At 61.0% G+C, this 15,416-nt stretch carries 15 protein-coding genes; 6 read left to right on the forward strand and 9 right to left on the reverse strand.

What is annotated here, in order from left to right; translation table 11 throughout:
• The 5 genes from WCA85_RS12000 to WCA85_RS12020 form a co-directional block, all read left to right on the forward strand.
• Positions 1-732, forward strand: a 732-nt coding sequence (locus WCA85_RS12000) for a type II secretion system F family protein (protein ID WP_424064087.1), incomplete at its 5' end; no start/stop codon positions are given.
• A gap of 28 nt (positions 733-760) precedes the next feature.
• Complete coding sequence (locus WCA85_RS12005) at positions 761-1,690, forward strand: prepilin peptidase (RefSeq protein ID WP_424064089.1); 930 nt, start codon at positions 761-763, stop codon at positions 1,688-1,690.
• A 3-nt stretch (positions 1,691-1,693) separates the two neighbouring features.
• On the forward strand, positions 1,694-2,296 hold the full coding sequence (coaE, locus tag WCA85_RS12010; RefSeq protein WP_424064090.1) for a dephospho-CoA kinase: 603 nt from the start codon (positions 1,694-1,696) through the stop codon (positions 2,294-2,296).
• Between the two features lie 242 nt (positions 2,297-2,538).
• On the forward strand, positions 2,539-3,294 hold the full coding sequence (gene zapD, locus WCA85_RS12015; protein WP_424064092.1) for a cell division protein ZapD: 756 nt from the start codon (positions 2,539-2,541) through the stop codon (positions 3,292-3,294).
• 80 nt (positions 3,295-3,374) lie between these two features.
• The gene (locus tag WCA85_RS12020; protein ID WP_424064094.1) at positions 3,375-3,572 is read left to right on the forward strand and encodes a DNA gyrase inhibitor YacG; all 198 of its coding nucleotides are present in this window, start codon (positions 3,375-3,377) and stop codon (positions 3,570-3,572) included.
• A 161-nt stretch (positions 3,573-3,733) separates the two neighbouring features.
• On the opposite strand, the gene WCA85_RS12025 is transcribed toward WCA85_RS12020, so the two are convergent.
• The 4 genes from WCA85_RS12025 to secA all read right to left on the reverse strand — a co-directional run bounded on the left by WCA85_RS12025 (position 3,734) and on the right by secA (position 9,246).
• Entirely contained in the window at positions 3,734-4,156 is a 423-nt protein-coding gene (locus WCA85_RS12025) for an NUDIX domain-containing protein (RefSeq protein WP_424064095.1), read from the reverse strand.
• The gene (locus WCA85_RS12030) at positions 4,153-5,022 is read right to left on the reverse strand and encodes an ATP-binding protein (protein ID WP_424064097.1); all 870 of its coding nucleotides are present in this window, start codon (positions 5,020-5,022) and stop codon (positions 4,153-4,155) included. Before WCA85_RS12030 ends, WCA85_RS12025 begins: the two co-directional genes overlap by 4 nt.
• A 30-nt stretch (positions 5,023-5,052) precedes the next feature.
• A complete protein-coding gene (gene argJ, locus WCA85_RS12035) occupies positions 5,053-6,294 on the reverse strand; it encodes a bifunctional glutamate N-acetyltransferase/amino-acid acetyltransferase ArgJ (protein WP_424064098.1) in 1,242 nt (413 codons plus the stop codon).
• Between the two features lie 153 nt (positions 6,295-6,447).
• Positions 6,448-9,246 carry a preprotein translocase subunit SecA gene (gene secA, locus WCA85_RS12040; RefSeq protein WP_424064100.1) on the reverse strand — a complete coding sequence of 933 codons (2,799 nt, stop codon included), beginning with the start codon at positions 9,244-9,246 and terminating at the stop codon, positions 6,448-6,450.
• Between the two features lie 279 nt (positions 9,247-9,525).
• Between secA and WCA85_RS12045 the strand changes: the two genes are divergently transcribed.
• Positions 9,526-10,023: a DciA family protein gene (locus WCA85_RS12045; protein ID WP_424064102.1), complete on the forward strand. Its 498-nt coding sequence runs from the start codon at positions 9,526-9,528 to the stop codon at positions 10,021-10,023.
• A gap of 60 nt (positions 10,024-10,083) precedes the next feature.
• Here WCA85_RS12045 and lpxC read toward each other — a convergent pair whose 3' ends face one another.
• From lpxC to WCA85_RS12070, 5 genes are all read right to left on the reverse strand, one after another.
• A complete protein-coding gene (gene lpxC, locus WCA85_RS12050) occupies positions 10,084-11,001 on the reverse strand; it encodes a UDP-3-O-acyl-N-acetylglucosamine deacetylase (protein ID WP_424064138.1) in 918 nt (305 codons plus the stop codon).
• A gap of 273 nt (positions 11,002-11,274) precedes the next feature.
• The gene (locus WCA85_RS12055; protein ID WP_424064104.1) at positions 11,275-11,784 is read right to left on the reverse strand and encodes a peroxiredoxin; all 510 of its coding nucleotides are present in this window, start codon (positions 11,782-11,784) and stop codon (positions 11,275-11,277) included.
• A gap of 259 nt (positions 11,785-12,043) precedes the next feature.
• Positions 12,044-13,243, reverse strand: a complete 1,200-nt coding sequence (ftsZ, locus tag WCA85_RS12060; RefSeq protein ID WP_331597565.1) for a cell division protein FtsZ — start codon at positions 13,241-13,243, stop codon at positions 12,044-12,046.
• 150 nt (positions 13,244-13,393) lie between these two features.
• On the reverse strand, positions 13,394-14,626 hold the full coding sequence (gene ftsA, locus WCA85_RS12065) for a cell division protein FtsA (RefSeq protein WP_012434417.1): 1,233 nt from the start codon (positions 14,624-14,626) through the stop codon (positions 13,394-13,396).
• Between the two features lie 27 nt (positions 14,627-14,653).
• On the reverse strand, positions 14,654-15,406 hold the full coding sequence (locus WCA85_RS12070; protein ID WP_424064107.1) for a cell division protein FtsQ/DivIB: 753 nt from the start codon (positions 15,404-15,406) through the stop codon (positions 14,654-14,656).
• Positions 15,407-15,416: the final 10 nt, after the last annotated feature.

Below are 15,416 nucleotides of genomic sequence, written 5' to 3' on the forward strand. Positions count from 1 at the left end.
CAACGCGCCAAGGTGCGGGCCGCGCTTACCTATCCGGTGGCGATCCTGTTGCTTGCCGTAGCCATCACGGCAGCGCTTCTCATCTGGGTGGTACCAACCTTCAAGCAGATCTTCGATGGCTTCGGCGCACGTCTGCCAGCGCCCACCCAACTGGTCATGGCGTTATCGGCCGGGGCGGCCCGCTGGAGTTTGCCGGTGCTGGCATTGGCCGGCGGCGTAGGCTTCGCCATCGCTTACCTTCTACGGCGTTCCGACACAGCGCGCGTCTCGCTTGCCCGCCTGTCGCTCAGGCTGCCTATTGCGGGCGCACTGCTGTCGACGCTGTGCGCCGCACGTTGGAGCCGCGCGCTCGGCACACTGCTGTCAGCGGGCACGCCACTCGCCGATGCGTTCGATTCGTTGACCCACGCCACCGGCAATGCATTTTTCGATCGCGCCACCGTCGAAATCGCGGCCCGCTTGCGGCGCGGTGAACGCCTTGCTGCGGCCATGCGGGCAGCGCACTGCTTTCCGCCGGAGGTTATTCAGCCAGTCGCAGTTGCAGAGGAGTCCGGTGCACTCGACAGCATGCTGATCGACGTCGCTTCCTTCAGCGATCGTCAGGTTGACGAAAAGATCGGCACGCTCGCGAGTCTGTGCGAGCCACTGGTGATCATCGTGCTCGGCATACTAGTCGGCGGACTGGTTATTGCGATGTATCTTCCCATTATTCAACTCGGCAACGTGGTGTAGCATCGCAGCCGAATCCAACCTTTTCTCTATGCCGGCGACCCAAGCATCCGTGTCAGTCTCTCCCTTCAGCGCGCTGCCCGATCACTTCACGATCGGCTTCGGCACCACCTTCGGCACACTGCCGGCCGGCGTACAGGTTGCGTTCGCGATCGTCTTTGGCCTCGTGATTGGCAGCTTTCTGAGCGTGGTCGCGCACCGTCTGCCGATCATGCTCGAACGAGCCTGGCGCGAGGAGGTCAGCGACACCACCGACCAGCCTCTCGAAGACGACGGCCTGCCCGAGCGCTACAACCTGTGGCTGCCGCGCAGCGCATGCCCTCACTGCGGACACGTACTGCGCGCGTGGGAGAATATTCCGGTGCTGAGCTATCTGATATTGCGCGGCCGCTGCTCTGCATGCAAAGCGCATGTGACCGTGCGCTACCCGCTGCTCGAAATCGCCAGTGCAGCGTGCGCAGTCAGCGCGCTTGTGCTGTTCGGTCCGAGCCTCACCGCTGTCGCAGCATATGGCCTGTGCGCGGCCTTGCTTGTGATGAGCGCGATCGACATAAACACTCATCTGCTGCCCGATTCCTTGACGCTGCCTCTGCTGTGGGCCGGGCTCATCGTCAACTTCGGCGGCATGTTCGCCAGCCTGCACAACGCAGTCGCGGGAGCAATTGCCGGCTATCTGGTTCTGTGGGTCGTGCACTGGATATTCAAGCTGGTGCGCGGTGTCGAAGGCATGGGTTACGGCGACTTCAAGCTGCTCGCCGCGCTCGGCGCATGGCTCGGCTGGGCCGCGTTACCGCAGATCGTGCTCATCGCAGCGGTAGCGGGTGCGGTGGTTGGCCTTGCGGCAACATGGCGTGGGCGCATGCGCTTTGAAGAACCGTTGCCGTTCGGGCCGTTTCTCGCGGCGGGCGGCGCGATCACGCTGTTTCTCGGCACACCGCTCTATCTTGCTTTAGGAGGCTGACGCATGTTTGCTGTGGGATTGACGGGCGGCATCGGCAGCGGCAAGTCAACCGTCGCGGACCTCTTTGCCGCGCGCGGCCTGACGATTGTCGACACTGACCTGATCGCGCATCAGATCACGGCGCCAGGTGGTGTCGCCATGCCAAAGATCGCCACGGAATTCGGCGCCTCGTTCATCGCGCCTGACGGCTCACTTGATCGCGCCCGGATGCGTACGCTGGTCTTCACCGACGAAGGCGCCCGCCGCCGTCTCGAAGCCATCACCCATCCGCTGATCCGCACCGAAACCGAACGCGCGAGGCTCGCCGCTACCGGACCTTACGTGATGCTGGTTGTGCCGCTGCTGGTCGAATCGGGCAGTTGGAAGACCCGCGTCGAGCGAGTATTAACGGTGGATTGCAGCGTCGAGACGCAGATTGACCGCGTCATGCGGCGCAACGCGTTCTCCCGCGAGCAAGTGCTGGCGATCATGGCACGCCAGGCAACCCGCGACGCGCGACTCGCCGCGGCCGACGACGTGATTGTCAACGAGGACACCTCGATCGAGGACCTGGGTACCCAAGTCGAAACGCTACACACACTTTATCTGTCCCTGTCCCGCACTTGAATCTCAAGGCACAACGGAGGGCGCTTAGTGGCGGCTCCCGCGCGTAGAGCGGAATTGCGGTAACCCGCCGCACCATCTAGCACAGCGCGCCAAAACCGAACGCAAAGCCTGCACAAAATTGCACCAAAACACACCAAAAAACCCGCGAAAGCATAAGGAAAAAGTGTGTGATTGCTAGGGTAGTCTCACCGCATTAGAATGTTCTGCAATCCAGTCACCGACCACGCCCGAGGCGAGCCCGCTTGATCCTTTACGAGTATCCCTTCAACGAGCGAATCCGGACGCTATTGCGCCTCGAAGACCTGTTCGAGCGCTTCACGTTCTTTCTGACTCAGGAAGATCCCAGGGAACATCACGTCGCGCTGACGAGCCTGTTCGAAATCTCGGAAGTTGCGGGTCGCGCGGATCTGAAGTCAGATCTGATGAAGGAACTCGAACGGCAACGCCAGACGCTAGCGCCCTTCCGTGGCAATCCGGGCATCGAGCAGAACGCGCTTGAGGCCGTGCTGGGCGAAATCGAGCAAACCCTTGCAGGTCTATCGCAAATGCAAGGCAAGACTGGCCAGCATCTTGCAGACAACGAGTGGTTGGCGAGCATTCGCAGCCGCGCCATCATTCCGGGTGGAACCTGCAAGTTTGACCTGCCCTCTTACTACGCCTGGCAGCAATTGCATCCTGATCAACGCCGCCAGGACATCGCCAAGTGGGTCACACCGCTGCTGCCGTTGCGCGACGCCGCGACCATCGTCCTGCGGCTTGCGCGCGAGTCTGGCCAGGCCTCGAAGGTAATGGCGATGCAAGGCAGCTATCAGCAGATGCTGTCGGGCCGCTCGTATCAGTTGATGCAGGTTCGTGTGTCGCCCGAATTGCGGGTCATCCCCGAGGCGAGCGCGAACAAGTACATGCTGTGGGTCCGATTTACCGTTCAGGACGGCGATCTGCGCCCGCGCGCGGTCGACGTGGACGTGCCGTTCCATCTCATGCTTTGCAGCCTGTAACAAACGGGCCACGCCTGTGAAACGGCGAAAATGCCCCTATATTGGACACTTGTCCCGTTTTCGATTGATTGCCTGACCGAATGATCACTGCCGTTAAATGCCCAACGTGCGCAAAGGAAGTCCGCTGGACACCTGAAAGTCGCTTCCGCCCGTTCTGTTCCGAGCGCTGCAAGCAGTTTGACCTCGGAGCATGGGCCGCTGAGAAGTACAAGATCGGCGGCACTGACGAGGAAGCGCCTTCCGACGATACGCCGAGCGGCGATTACAACCCGCACTAAGCGCGGTTGATTCGCCGTGGCCCGCTACGCACGGCAATGCTTGAACGTGACCCTGTCCACCAGCGCGTGGCGGAATCCACGCGTGCCTCTCGCTAGCGCTATCAATGCGTTGAAAAACCCGTGGCCCCCGTCAGGGCTCCGTCATGCTGACTATCTGAACACTATTCCGCAGCAAGCCATTCAAGCACAGGAATAGTAGCCGGCAGCAGCGGCGATACCGTGGCGGGTAGCGACTGCCAGACAAACGCCTGCCCCTCGCGGCCGTGCGGCTCGCCGGTCCAATGCGTCACCTTGCAGAAATAGAGGCGAACGTAGGCATGCGGGTAATCGTGCTCCAGCGTATGCCAACGGTGACTTGCGAGCACATCGATTCCCAGTTCCTCGTGCAGTTCGCGGGCGAGCGCCGCCTCAACCGATTCACCCACTTCCAGTTTGCCGCCCGGAAATTCCCAGTAGCCTTCGTAAGGCTTACCGGCAGGTCGCTGGGCCAGCAAATAGCGGCCGTCCGGCTGCACCAGCACGCCCACGGCCACTTCGGTGACGGGGCGCCCAGCAGGGTTCGCGACGTTTGTCGTGTCCGTCATGCGCGTGACTTCCGGCCGGACCAGTCGCGCGCAAATTGCCACGCCACCCGGCCAGAGCGCGAACCCCGCTCCAATGCCCAGACAAGTGCGTCGCCCCGGGCGGTTTCGACTTCTGTAGCATCGCAGCCGAAATGCTGCAACCAGTGTCCGACGATCGTCAGATAGTCATCCTGCTTGAACGGGTAGAAGCTGACCCACAAGCCGAAACGCTCCGACAGGGAAATCTTCTCTTCCACGACTTCGCCCGGATGAATCTCGCCGTCCGACGTGTGCTTGTACGTCTCGTTGTCGCTCATGTACTCGGGCAACAAATGACGGCGGTTCGAGGTTGCGTAGATCAGCACGTTATCGGACTGCGCGGCCACGGAGCCGTCCAACGCCACCTTCAGCGCCTTGTACCCGGACTCGCCGTCCTCGAACGACAGGTCGTCGCAGAAGACCACGAAGCGCTCCGGCCGCTCCGAAATCAAATCAACGATGTCGCCCAGGTCATGCAGATCGTCCTTATCCACCTCGATCAGCCGCAGACCGTCTTTGGCATACGCATTCAGGCAAGCCTTGATGAGCGAAGATTTGCCGGTACCGCGCGCCCCCGTCAGCAGCACGTTGTTGGCTGGCTGCTTGCTCACGAACTGACGCGTGTTCTGCTCAATCAGACCCTTCTGGCGGTCGATGTTCTGCAGGTCGTCCAGCGTGATGTCGGAAATGGCCGGCACCGGCTGCAAATAGCCGCGCCCCTGGCGCTTGCGCCAGCGAAATGCAACGGCAGCCGACCAGTTCACGTCCGGCGTAGCAGGCGGAAGCACGGCCTCCAGGCGGCCGAGCAGGGCTTCGGCGCGAGTCAGAAACTGTTCGAGTTTGTCCATGGCTAAGAATGAAGACAGATCGGATACGGGTCAGGAACGATAGTCGGCGTTGATGCTCACGTAGTCGTGCGACAGATCGCAAGTCCAGATGGTGGCTTGCGCGTCGCCGCGTCCCAGCACCACGCGAATCGCGATCTCTGCCTTCTTCATGACCCGCTGACCGTCTTCTTCACGGTAGTCGGGATTCCGGCCGCCTGCTTTTGCTACTAGCACGTCGTCGAGGTACAGGTCGATCTTGCCCACGTCGAGATCCGTCACGCCCGCATAGCCGATTGCCGCGAGAATGCGGCCGAGGTTCGGGTCCGACGCATAGAAGGCCGTCTTGACGAGCGGCGAATGCCCAATCGCATAAGCGATCTGGCGGCATTCCGCGACATTTGCGCCGCCTTCCACCTGCACCGTCATGAATTTGGTCGCGCCCTCGCCATCGCGGATAATCAGCTGCGCCAGCGTCTGCGCGACTTCCGTCACTGCGTCGCGCAGCGCCGCATAAACAGGCGAATCGGTGGACGTCACGGCCGGCAGGCTCGACTTGCCCGAGGCGATCAGGATGAACGAGTCGTTGGTCGATGTATCGCCGTCAATCGTGATGCAGTTGAACGAGCGGTCTGCGACGTGCTTGACCAGTTCATCGAGAACCGGTTGCGACACTACGGCGTCGAACGCAAGGAAGCCGAGCATGGTGGCCATATTCGGCTTGATCATGCCGGCGCCCTTACTGATCCCGGTCAGCGTCACAGTATGGCCGTCAATCGTCACCTGACGCGAGACCGCTTTCGGCAGCGTATCGGTCGTCATGATGGCCTGAGCGGCGTCATACCAGTGGGCAGCCTGACGATTGGCGAGCGCGGCAGGCAGACCGGCTTTCAGACGACCCACCGGCAGCGGCTCGAGAATCACGCCCGTCGAAAACGGCAGTACCTGGTCCGGCGAAATATCCGCCAGGCGCGCGAGTTCGACGCAGGTTTCACGAGCGTGAGCGAGTCCCGGTTCGCCCGTCCCTGCATTCGCATTGCCCGTGTTCACTACCAGCGCGCGAATGCCCTTGCCGCCCGCGCGCACACGTTCGAGATGCTCACGACACACCGTGACGGGGGCCGCACAAAACCGGTTCGACGTGAAAACACCCGCCACCGTCGCGCCTTCCTCGACGGAAATGACGAGCACGTCCTTGCGGTTCGGTTTGCGGATATTCGCCTCCGCCCAGCCTAGCGTGACGCCGGCGATGGGGTGGAGTTGAGCGGGATCGATCGAGGGGAAGTTGACAGCCATGGTCGCGACCTGTCGAAGTTGAAAATGCCGGCATGGAGCCGGCATTGGACAATCAGAAGAGGTAGTTCCGGCTAGTGCCGTACCACCGCGAAATCAAACAGCAAGGCGCTGCATGAAACGACACGGCGCGCATTGCGCGCGCCGTTGTCAATCTCACGCAATCTTGCCGTGGCACTGCTTGTACTTCTTGCCGCTGCCGCATGGGCACGGATCATTACGTCCGACCTTCGGCACATTGTCGCCAAGCGGCTCTGCAGCCGCATGCGCGCCGTGGCTCATGGCGTCGCCGATCATCGCGGCAGTCGCCGCCTCTGCAGCAACCGGAGCTGCAGCTTCGGCGAATTCAGCATGGCGGAACTCAACGTTCTCCAAATGACTGCCCTGATCTTCGTAATCCTCGGCAGCCTGTTCCAACTGCTCCGGCGACTGGATCTGCACGTTCATCACAACCCGCGTGACTTCGAGCTTTACTGAGTCGAGCATCGCAGCAAACAGTTCGAATGCTTCGCGCTTGTATTCCTGCTTCGGGTTCTTCTGCGCGTAACCGCGCAGGTGAATGCCTTGGCGCAGATGGTCCAGCGCAGCCAGATGCTCACGCCAGCTACGATCCAGCGTCTGCAGCATGATCGAGCGTTCGAAGCCGCTGAAGTTTTCGCGGCCCACCTGTTCGACCTTCGTTTCGTAGGTTTCGTCCCCAGCCGCGGTAACCGCTTCGAGAATCTCATCCACGCTGATGGACGACGATTCGTTGATCATCTCCTGAATAGCCAGGTCGAGCTGCCACTCGTTGCGCAGCACTTCTTCCAGCTCGGGGACGCTCCACTGTTCTTCAATGCTGCCAGCCGGCACGAATTGATGGACGATGTCCGTAATCACGCCATGACGCATAGCGCCGATGGTTTCCGTGATGTCATTCGCTTCGAGCAATTCATTGCGCTGCTGGTAGATCACCTTGCGCTGATCGTTCGACACGTCGTCGTATTCGAGCAATTGCTTACGAATATCGAAGTTGCGTGCTTCTACCTTGCGCTGCGCCGACTCAATCGAACGCGTGACGATGCCCGCTTCGATCGCTTCGCCTTCCGGCATCTTCAGGCGGTCCATGATGGAGCGCACGCGGTCGCCCGCGAAAATGCGCAGCAGCGGATCTTCCAGCGACAGATAGAAGCGCGACGAACCCGGGTCACCCTGACGACCGGCACGGCCACGCAGCTGGTTGTCGATACGGCGCGATTCGTGGCGCTCAGTGCCGATGATGTGCAGACCGCCCGCGGCCTTCACCTTGTCGTGCAACTCCTGCCACTCGTCGTGCAGCTTCTGGATGCGCCGCTGCTTCTCGTCTTCCGGAATTGCCGGATCGGCTTCGATGAACGCGGCCTGCTTCTCGGCGTTGCCGCCCAGCACGATGTCGGTACCGCGACCGGCCATGTTGGTAGCAATTGTCACGCGCTGCGGACGACCCGCTTCAGCCACGATCTCCGCTTCACGCGCGTGCTGCTTGGCGTTCAGCACTTCGTGCGGCAGACCGGCCTGCTTCAGCAGATGCGACAGCAGTTCGGAGTTTTCGATCGAGGTCGTACCCACCAGCACCGGCTGACCCCGCTCGTGACAATCGCGGATGTCGCGAATGACCGCGTCGTAACGCTCCTTCGCGGTCTTGTAGATCTGATCCTGCTTGTCGATCCGCTTGGGCGGACGATTGGTCGGGATCACGACCGTTTCCAGCCCGTAGATCTCGTTGAATTCGTACGCTTCGGTATCCGCCGTGCCGGTCATGCCCGACAGCTTGGCGTACATACGGAAGTAGTTCTGGAACGTGATCGAAGCGAGCGTCTGGTTTTCGCTCTGGATCTTGACGTGTTCCTTGGCTTCCACCGCCTGGTGCAGACCATCCGACCAACGGCGACCCGACATCAGACGGCCGGTGAATTCATCGACGATCACGACTTCGCCGTTCTGCACCACGTAGTGCTGATCCTTGAAGAACAGCGTGTGGGCGCGCAGCGCGGCGTACACGTGGTGCATCAGCGTGATGTTTTGGGGTGCGTACAGGCTTTCGCCCTCGCCAATCAGACCCCACTCGGAGAGCAAACGCTCCGCCTTCTCGTGGCCCGATTCCGTCAGGAATACCTGACGGCCCTTTTCGTCCAGCGTGTAGTCGCCCGGTTTTTCGACGCCGGTGCCGTCAGCCTTTTCTTCGCCAATCTGGCGTTCGAGCAGCGGCGGCAGCGCATTCATGCGCACGTAGAGTTCGGTGTGATCTTCGGCCTGGCCGGAGATGATCAGCGGCGTACGCGCTTCGTCGATCAGGATCGAGTCCACTTCGTCGACCACCGCGAAATTCAGCGACCGCTGCACACGCGCGTCGGTCTCGTAGACCATGTTGTCGCGCAGGTAGTCAAAGCCGAATTCGTTGTTGGTGCCGTACGTGATGTCCGACGCGTAGGCCTGCTGCTTCATGGCGTGATCCATCTGCGACAGATTGATGCCGACCGACAGACCCAGGAAGTTGTACAGACGCGCCATCCATTCGGCGTCGCGTTGCGCGAGATAGTCGTTCACCGTCACGACGTGCACGCCGCGACCCGACAGCGCATTCAGATACACCGGCAGCGTAGCGACCAGCGTCTTGCCTTCGCCGGTGCGCATTTCCGCGATCTTGCCGTAATGCAGCACCATGCCGCCGATCAGCTGCACGTCGAAGTGACGCATCTTCAGCACGCGCTTGCTGGCCTCGCGGCAGACCGCGAAGGCCTCAGGCAGCAGCTTGTCGAGCGATTCGCCGCTCGCGACGCGTTGGCGGAATTCACCCGTTTTGGCGCGCAGTTGATCATCCGTCAATTGCTCGATCTGCGGCTCGAGCGCATTGATCGCCGTGACGGTCTTTTGATATTGCTTGACTAGCCGCTGATTGCGGCTGCCAAAAATCTTTTGTAGAAAACCGGTGGTCATCGGATCGGTGTCTGCGTCGCGGCTTCGGCTGGTTCACAGCATGCGGTTTGCCCACATACTGGCCCGGGGTCGGAATTGCCTCGGCGGCTTAGTCCAAGAGTGAATTCGAATCGGGCATTTTAGCACGCGCCCCAGCGCACGCCTGTGTCTCAGGCGCGACGTCGGGCCAGCGTGCGCCGTCCTTGGCAGCCCCCGTCGGAGCAGGCCGGGAGGGCATCCCGCGCGGTACAATCCGGGCGTGAGTGCGCACTGGGTGCGCTCACGCCGCTACTACCCTACATGAGCCGCTCCCCGTCGTTTTCAAGGCCGCCGCCGAAGCAGTTCAATACGCGCCGCCCGCAACCGCTCGCCGAGGTGCTCAAGCGCACCGATGCGTTTGCCGCCCTGCGCGCCGGCGTCGAGCAGATTGCCGCACTCGAGCGGGATCTGCGCCAGTTGCTGCCGGATTACCTGGCATCGAGCGTCGAGCCCGGGTTTATCAAGGATGGCGTACTGGCACTATTTGCAGGCCACAACGCGCTCGCGGCCCGTTTACGGCACCTCGAACCGCGGCTGTTGTCCGATTTACAGCAGCGCGGCTGGGCGGTGAATGCGCTGAGGATTCGCGTGCGTCCGCAGGCGGTGAAGGAACCCCCGCCCATCAAACAGGCGCGTATGACGCCGGTTGGCGCGGATGCCCTGCATGCGCTAAGCGAGTCCCTCGCCCCTTCGCCCCTGCAGGCGGCCTTGGCCAAAATGGCTGCCCGGCACCTCAAGAATCGCGAACCCAAAAAATAAGCGGCCCATCAGGGCCGCTTATTTTTCGTTCAATCCGCTGCGCAGTACGCGCCGCCGGAATCAGGCAAACGCCGTCTGCGTGTCGAACGCAAAACCGCGCGGAGCTTTGCGGGTGTCGTCGAAGGTGACGATTTCATACGCGTCTTCGTGAGCCAGCAGTTCGCGCAGCAGTGCGTTGTTCAGGCCGTGGCCCGACTTGTAAGCCGTGTATGAAGCCAGCAACGGATGGCCCACCACATACAGGTCACCAATTGCGTCGAGCATCTTGTGCTTGACGAACTCGTCGTCGTAACGCAGGCCGTCATTGTTCAGGATGCGGTATTCGTCGAGCGCGATCGCGTTGTCGAGGCTTGCGCCACGGGCGAGGCCCAGTTCGCGGAGCATCTCCACTTCGTGGGCGTAACCAAACGTACGTGCTCGTGCGATGTCGCGCACATAAGACGTATGCGCAAAGTCCACTTCCAGCGCCTGGCCGGTTTTGTCGACGGCCGGGTGACGGAAATCGATCGTGAACTTCAATTTGAAGCCGAAGAACGGTTCCAGACGGGCAAACTTGTCGCCGTCGACGATTTGAACCGGCTTCGTAACCTTGATGAATTTCTTCGGGACGTTCTGCTCTTCTACGCCCACCGACTGGATCAGGAAAACGAACGTCGCCGCACTGCCGTCCATGATCGGAATTTCTTCGGCGGTCACGTCGACATACATGTTGTCAATGCCGAGGCCGGCGCAGGCGGACATCAAATGTTCGATGGTGGACACGCGCACGCCGTCCTTCTGCAACACGGACGCGAGGCGTGTGTCGCCGATAGACATGGTGTTTGCAGGGATCTCCACCGGCGTGTCCAAATCCACGCGCGTGAAGACGATGCCCGTGTCAGGACCGGCTGGGCGGAGCGTCAACTCGACCTTACGGCCCGAGTGAACCCCGATTCCGACGGTCTTGACGATCGATTTGATAGTGCGCTGCTTCAACATCAACATGGTGATCTTCTGTTCGATTGAAAATCCCAATCGGGACTTTTTATTCCATAGCGCGAAGTATACTCCAATCCCCTAGGGAAGGTTGTTGCGGGGAGCGTATCAATCTGTTTCGCTACATTACCCAATGGCCAAAAGCGTGACGGGCCGATGTCCGAAACGGAGGCGTTTCCGGTCATCAGCCCGCGTTACGGCTTGTCACATGAATGCCATGCTACCGTTGCCCCGGCGCAACGAAGCGCCAGAAAACAGCCATTTGGCACGCACAAACTAGCTCAACGTAGCGAGGATACTCTCTGCATCGCTGACTTCGAACTTGCCGGGCGTCTCAACATTCAGCGTCTTGACCACGCCGTCGTCGACCACCATTGCGTAGCGCTGGGAACGGATTCCCATGCCGCGCGCCGACAAATCCTGCTCCAGACCGAGCGCCCGCGTGAAAGCCGCACTCCCGTCCGCCATCATGCGCACCTTGCCCGAGGTGTGCTGATCGCGTCCCCACGCGCCCATCACAAACGCGTCGTTGACGGACACGCACCAGATCTCGTCGATGCCAGCAGCGCGCAACTGCGCGGCATGTTTGACGTAACCCGGTACATGTTTGGCCGAACAGGTCGGGGTGAACGCGCCCGGCAATCCGAAGATCACCACGCGTTTGCCCGCGGTCTGCTCGCGCACGTCGAAGCTGTTCGGCCCGATCGTGCAGCCCGCACGCTCGTCTTCTATTAATTCAAAGACGATTGCGTCGGGTAGCTTTTCACCCACCTTGATCTTGCTCATGCTCAGTCCTTCACGTCGATGCGGAGCATGCCCGCACGCCGTCGTGTCGCAGTGGATCGTGCAGTCGCGCACCTGCCCCTACTTTTGCGCTTTCTGCCGGCGACAGTCGCCCTTTCCGCTTCGCGAATCCGAAGAGGGCACCTGTCCTTGCCGCGTGTTTCAGGAAACGCGGCCTGCTTTGCCGTTCCACCCGCCACGCTCGTGCATTTCCTGCTGACACGTCACAACAACGTGCCGCAGCGAAAGGCCGCCCGTGTGGTCAGTCCGCCTGCTTGCGCAGGAATGCCGGGATATCGTACGTATCGACGCCCTTTTCCTGCAGCGCCTGCACGTGCGATGCCGCCGTGTCACGCGAAGTTCGCCACACTGCCGGCGTATCCAGCGAGCCGTAGTCTGCCGTACTCGTGTGATGCTGCTGCGGCGCATATGCGTGCTGATGACCGCCGATCGGCTGATTGTCGGTGCCGGTACGCAGCAGCGTCATCGGAGCCGATTGCTGCTTCTTCGCAGCACGGCCCAGACCCGTCGCCACGACCGTCACGCGCAGTGCGTCGCCCATCGCATCATCGTATACCGCGCCGAAAATCACGGTAGCGTCTTCCGCCGCATAGCTCTTGATGGTGTTCATCACTTCGCGCGTTTCCGACAGGCGCAGCGAACGGCTCGACGTGATATTCACCAGCACACCGCGTGCCCCCGACAGATCAACACCTTCCAGCAGCGGGCTAGCAACAGCCTGCTCAGCGGCCAGACGTGCGCGATCGACGCCGGCGACCGTCGCCGTGCCCATCATCGCCTTGCCCTGCTCGCCCATCACCGTTTTCACGTCTTCGAAGTCGACGTTCACCAGACCGTCGACGTTGATGATTTCCGCGATCCCTGCGACTGCGTTGTTCAGAACGTCATCTGCGCACTGGAAGCACTTATCCATCTCGGCGTCATCGCCCATCACCTCGAACAGCTTGTCGTTCAGAACGACGATCAGCGAGTCGACGTGATCCTCCAGTTGCTGCGAACCTGCTTCTGCCACGCGCATCCGCTTGCCGCCTTCGAATTCGAACGGCTTGCTGACCACGCCAACAGTCAAGATACCCATTTCCTTGGCGATCTGCGCAACCACCGGCGCTGCGCCCGTGCCCGTGCCGCCGCCCATGCCTGCCGTGATGAAGACCATGTGCGCGCCGCGCAGTGCGTCTGCGATGCGTTCACGTGCTTCTTCTGCTGCGGCGCGGCCCATTTCCGGCTTGGCACCAGCGCCCAGACCGGTGTTGCCGAGCTGGATCACCGCGGTAGCGCGCGAACGCGACAAAGCCTGCGCGTCCGTGTTCATCACGATGAAGTCGACGCCTTGCACGCCTTTGTTGATCATGTGCTGAACGGCATTGCCGCCAGCGCCACCGACTCCGACCACCTTGATAATGGTGCCGTTGGTTTCGGTTTCCAGCATCTGGAATTCCATTGTTGCCTCCGTCAAGATAAAAAATTGCTGCCACTCGGCCGTTACTCGGCAGGAGATCGGGCAACCTCCTGTCGCGCGCCAGCCGCCGGCACCAGCGCGTACTTCGAAAATTCGTCGAACCCGTCTAAAACTTTGCGAACAACGAATGCTTTAGAAATTACCCAGGAACCAGTCTTTCATCCGCGTGAACACCTGGCCCATCGATCCTGATTGCACTGCGACTTTGCGGCCGCGCATGCGCTGCGAACGACCTTCAACGAGCAGACCCATCGCCGTCGAATAACGCGGATTACGCACGACATCAGCAAGACCGCCTGCATATTCCGGCACGCCAATGCGCACCGGCTTCAAGAAAATGTCTTCACCGAGTTCAACCATGCCGAGCATCATCGATGCGCCGCCCGTCAGCACGACACCGGAGCTCAGCAGCTCCTCGTAACCCGATTCCCGCACCACCTGCTGCACGAGCGAGAACAGTTCTTCAACGCGCGGCTCGACCACCGCTGCCAGCGCCTGGCGCGACAGCGTGCGCGGACCGCGCTCGCCCAGCCCCGGCACTTCGATCATCTCGTCCGGATCGGCGAGTGCCTGCTTGGCGATGCCGTAATCCACCTTGATGTCTTCCGCATCCGGCGTCGGCGTACGCAGCGCCATCGCGATGTCGCTCGTGATCTGGTCGCCCGCAATCGGAATCACTGCGGTGTGACGGATCGCGCCTTCGCTGAAGATCGCGATATCCGTCGTGCCGCCGCCGATATCGACCAGCACCACGCCCAGTTCCTTCTCGTCTTCCGTCAGCACCGCCAGCGACGACGCCAGCGGCTGCAAGATCAGATCATTCACTTCAAGGCCGCAACGGCGCACGCACTTGACGATGTTCTGCGCCGCACTCACCGCGCCCGTCACGATATGCACCTTCACCTCGAGGCGAATGCCGCTCATGCCGATCGGCTCGCGCACATCTTCCTGACCGTCGATGATGAATTCCTGCGTCAGGATGTGCAGCACCTGCTGATCGGTCGGGATGTTGATCGCCTTGGCCGTCTCGATCACGCGTGCCACATCGGCCTGCGTCACTTCCTTTTCCTTGATCGCCACCATGCCGCTCGAATTGAAGCTGCGGATATGGCTACCGGCAATCCCGGTAAATACATTGGTGATCTTGCAGTCGGCCATCAGCTCGGCCTCTTCGAGCGCGCGCTGAATGGACTGCACGGTGGCTTCAATGTTCACCACCACGCCTTTCTTGAGCCCCTTCGATTCGCTCTGGCCGAGGCCGATCACCTCGTAGTGACCTTCGCCCTTCAGCTCGGCGACGATGGCCACGACCTTCGACGTCCCAATGTCGAGGGCGACCAGCAGATCTTTATAGTCTTTACTCATAGCGTGCTCATTGCGTGTGATGTTCCGTTACTTCTTGCCTTTGTCGGGTTCGCTGATAAAGCGCATGCCTGCCGCGCGAATCGCAAAACCGTTCGGATAGCGCAAGTCTGCATACTCGATATCCTTCCCCCAACGTTGCGTCACTGCTGCCCACGCGGCTGTCAGCCGCCGGCTGCGATCTAACAGCGTTTGCTGATTGCGCTCGCGTCCCAGTTCGACCTGCATCCCGTTCGACAGCTTCACCGTCCATGCATAACGTGGCGACAGCGTCACTTCTTCCGGCTTCGCACCCAGCGGCGCAAACCACTTCGTAAAGTCGCGATAGCGCGCGACCACTTCCTGCGCCGTGCCATCGGGGCCATCAAAAGCCGGCAGATCCGCTTCGAGTTCCCCCTGGTTGGCGGTGAACAACTCGCCGTCCACACTCACCAGCTGATCGCTGCCCCACGTCCCGAGCGGTTTGTACTCCTCTAGCGTGACAGCCAGCTCATTCGGCCAAACGCGCCGCACACTTGCGTGACGCACCCACGGCATCTGCTCGAATGCCTGCCGCGCCGAGTCCAGATCCACGGTAAAAAAGTTGCCCTTCAACCGGCCCACTACACCCGCGCGCACCGTCGGCGAATTGATGTGCTCGGTATCGCCATCAATGCTGATTTCGCGCAACGCAAAACTCGGCCGCTGAATCAGCCAGATTCCGCCGGCCGCCAGCAGCACGAGCACTAACAACGCATGCAACGCATTGGAAGCGAAATTGAGCTGGCGAACGTTGTTCCACATAACGATTAAA

The sequence above is a fragment of the Paraburkholderia sp. genome, assembly GCF_049581445.1.
In the GTDB taxonomy this organism is placed as follows: Bacteria; Pseudomonadota; Gammaproteobacteria; order Burkholderiales; family Burkholderiaceae; genus Paraburkholderia.

Coding starts and splice junctions, on each gene's coding strand:
- ftsA (WP_012434417.1), bottom strand. CDS start 14,626: ATGAGTAAAGACTATAAAGATCTGCTGGTCGCCCTCGACATTGGGACG.
- WCA85_RS12005 (WP_424064089.1), top strand. CDS start 761: ATGCCGGCGACCCAAGCATCCGTGTCAGTCTCTCCCTTCAGCGCGCTG.
- WCA85_RS12020 (WP_424064094.1), top strand. CDS start 3,375: ATGATCACTGCCGTTAAATGCCCAACGTGCGCAAAGGAAGTCCGCTGG.
- secA (WP_424064100.1), bottom strand. CDS start 9,246: ATGACCACCGGTTTTCTACAAAAGATTTTTGGCAGCCGCAATCAGCGG.
- WCA85_RS12070 (WP_424064107.1), bottom strand. CDS start 15,406: ATGTGGAACAACGTTCGCCAGCTCAATTTCGCTTCCAATGCGTTGCAT.
- lpxC (WP_424064138.1), bottom strand. CDS start 11,001: ATGTTGAAGCAGCGCACTATCAAATCGATCGTCAAGACCGTCGGAATC.
- WCA85_RS12045 (WP_424064102.1), top strand. CDS start 9,526: ATGAGCCGCTCCCCGTCGTTTTCAAGGCCGCCGCCGAAGCAGTTCAAT.
- WCA85_RS12055 (WP_424064104.1), bottom strand. CDS start 11,784: ATGAGCAAGATCAAGGTGGGTGAAAAGCTACCCGACGCAATCGTCTTT.
- WCA85_RS12030 (WP_424064097.1), bottom strand. CDS start 5,022: ATGGACAAACTCGAACAGTTTCTGACTCGCGCCGAAGCCCTGCTCGGC.
- ftsZ (WP_331597565.1), bottom strand. CDS start 13,243: ATGGAATTCCAGATGCTGGAAACCGAAACCAACGGCACCATTATCAAG.
- coaE (WP_424064090.1), top strand. CDS start 1,694: ATGTTTGCTGTGGGATTGACGGGCGGCATCGGCAGCGGCAAGTCAACC.
- argJ (WP_424064098.1), bottom strand. CDS start 6,294: ATGGCTGTCAACTTCCCCTCGATCGATCCCGCTCAACTCCACCCCATC.
- WCA85_RS12025 (WP_424064095.1), bottom strand. CDS start 4,156: ATGACGGACACGACAAACGTCGCGAACCCTGCTGGGCGCCCCGTCACC.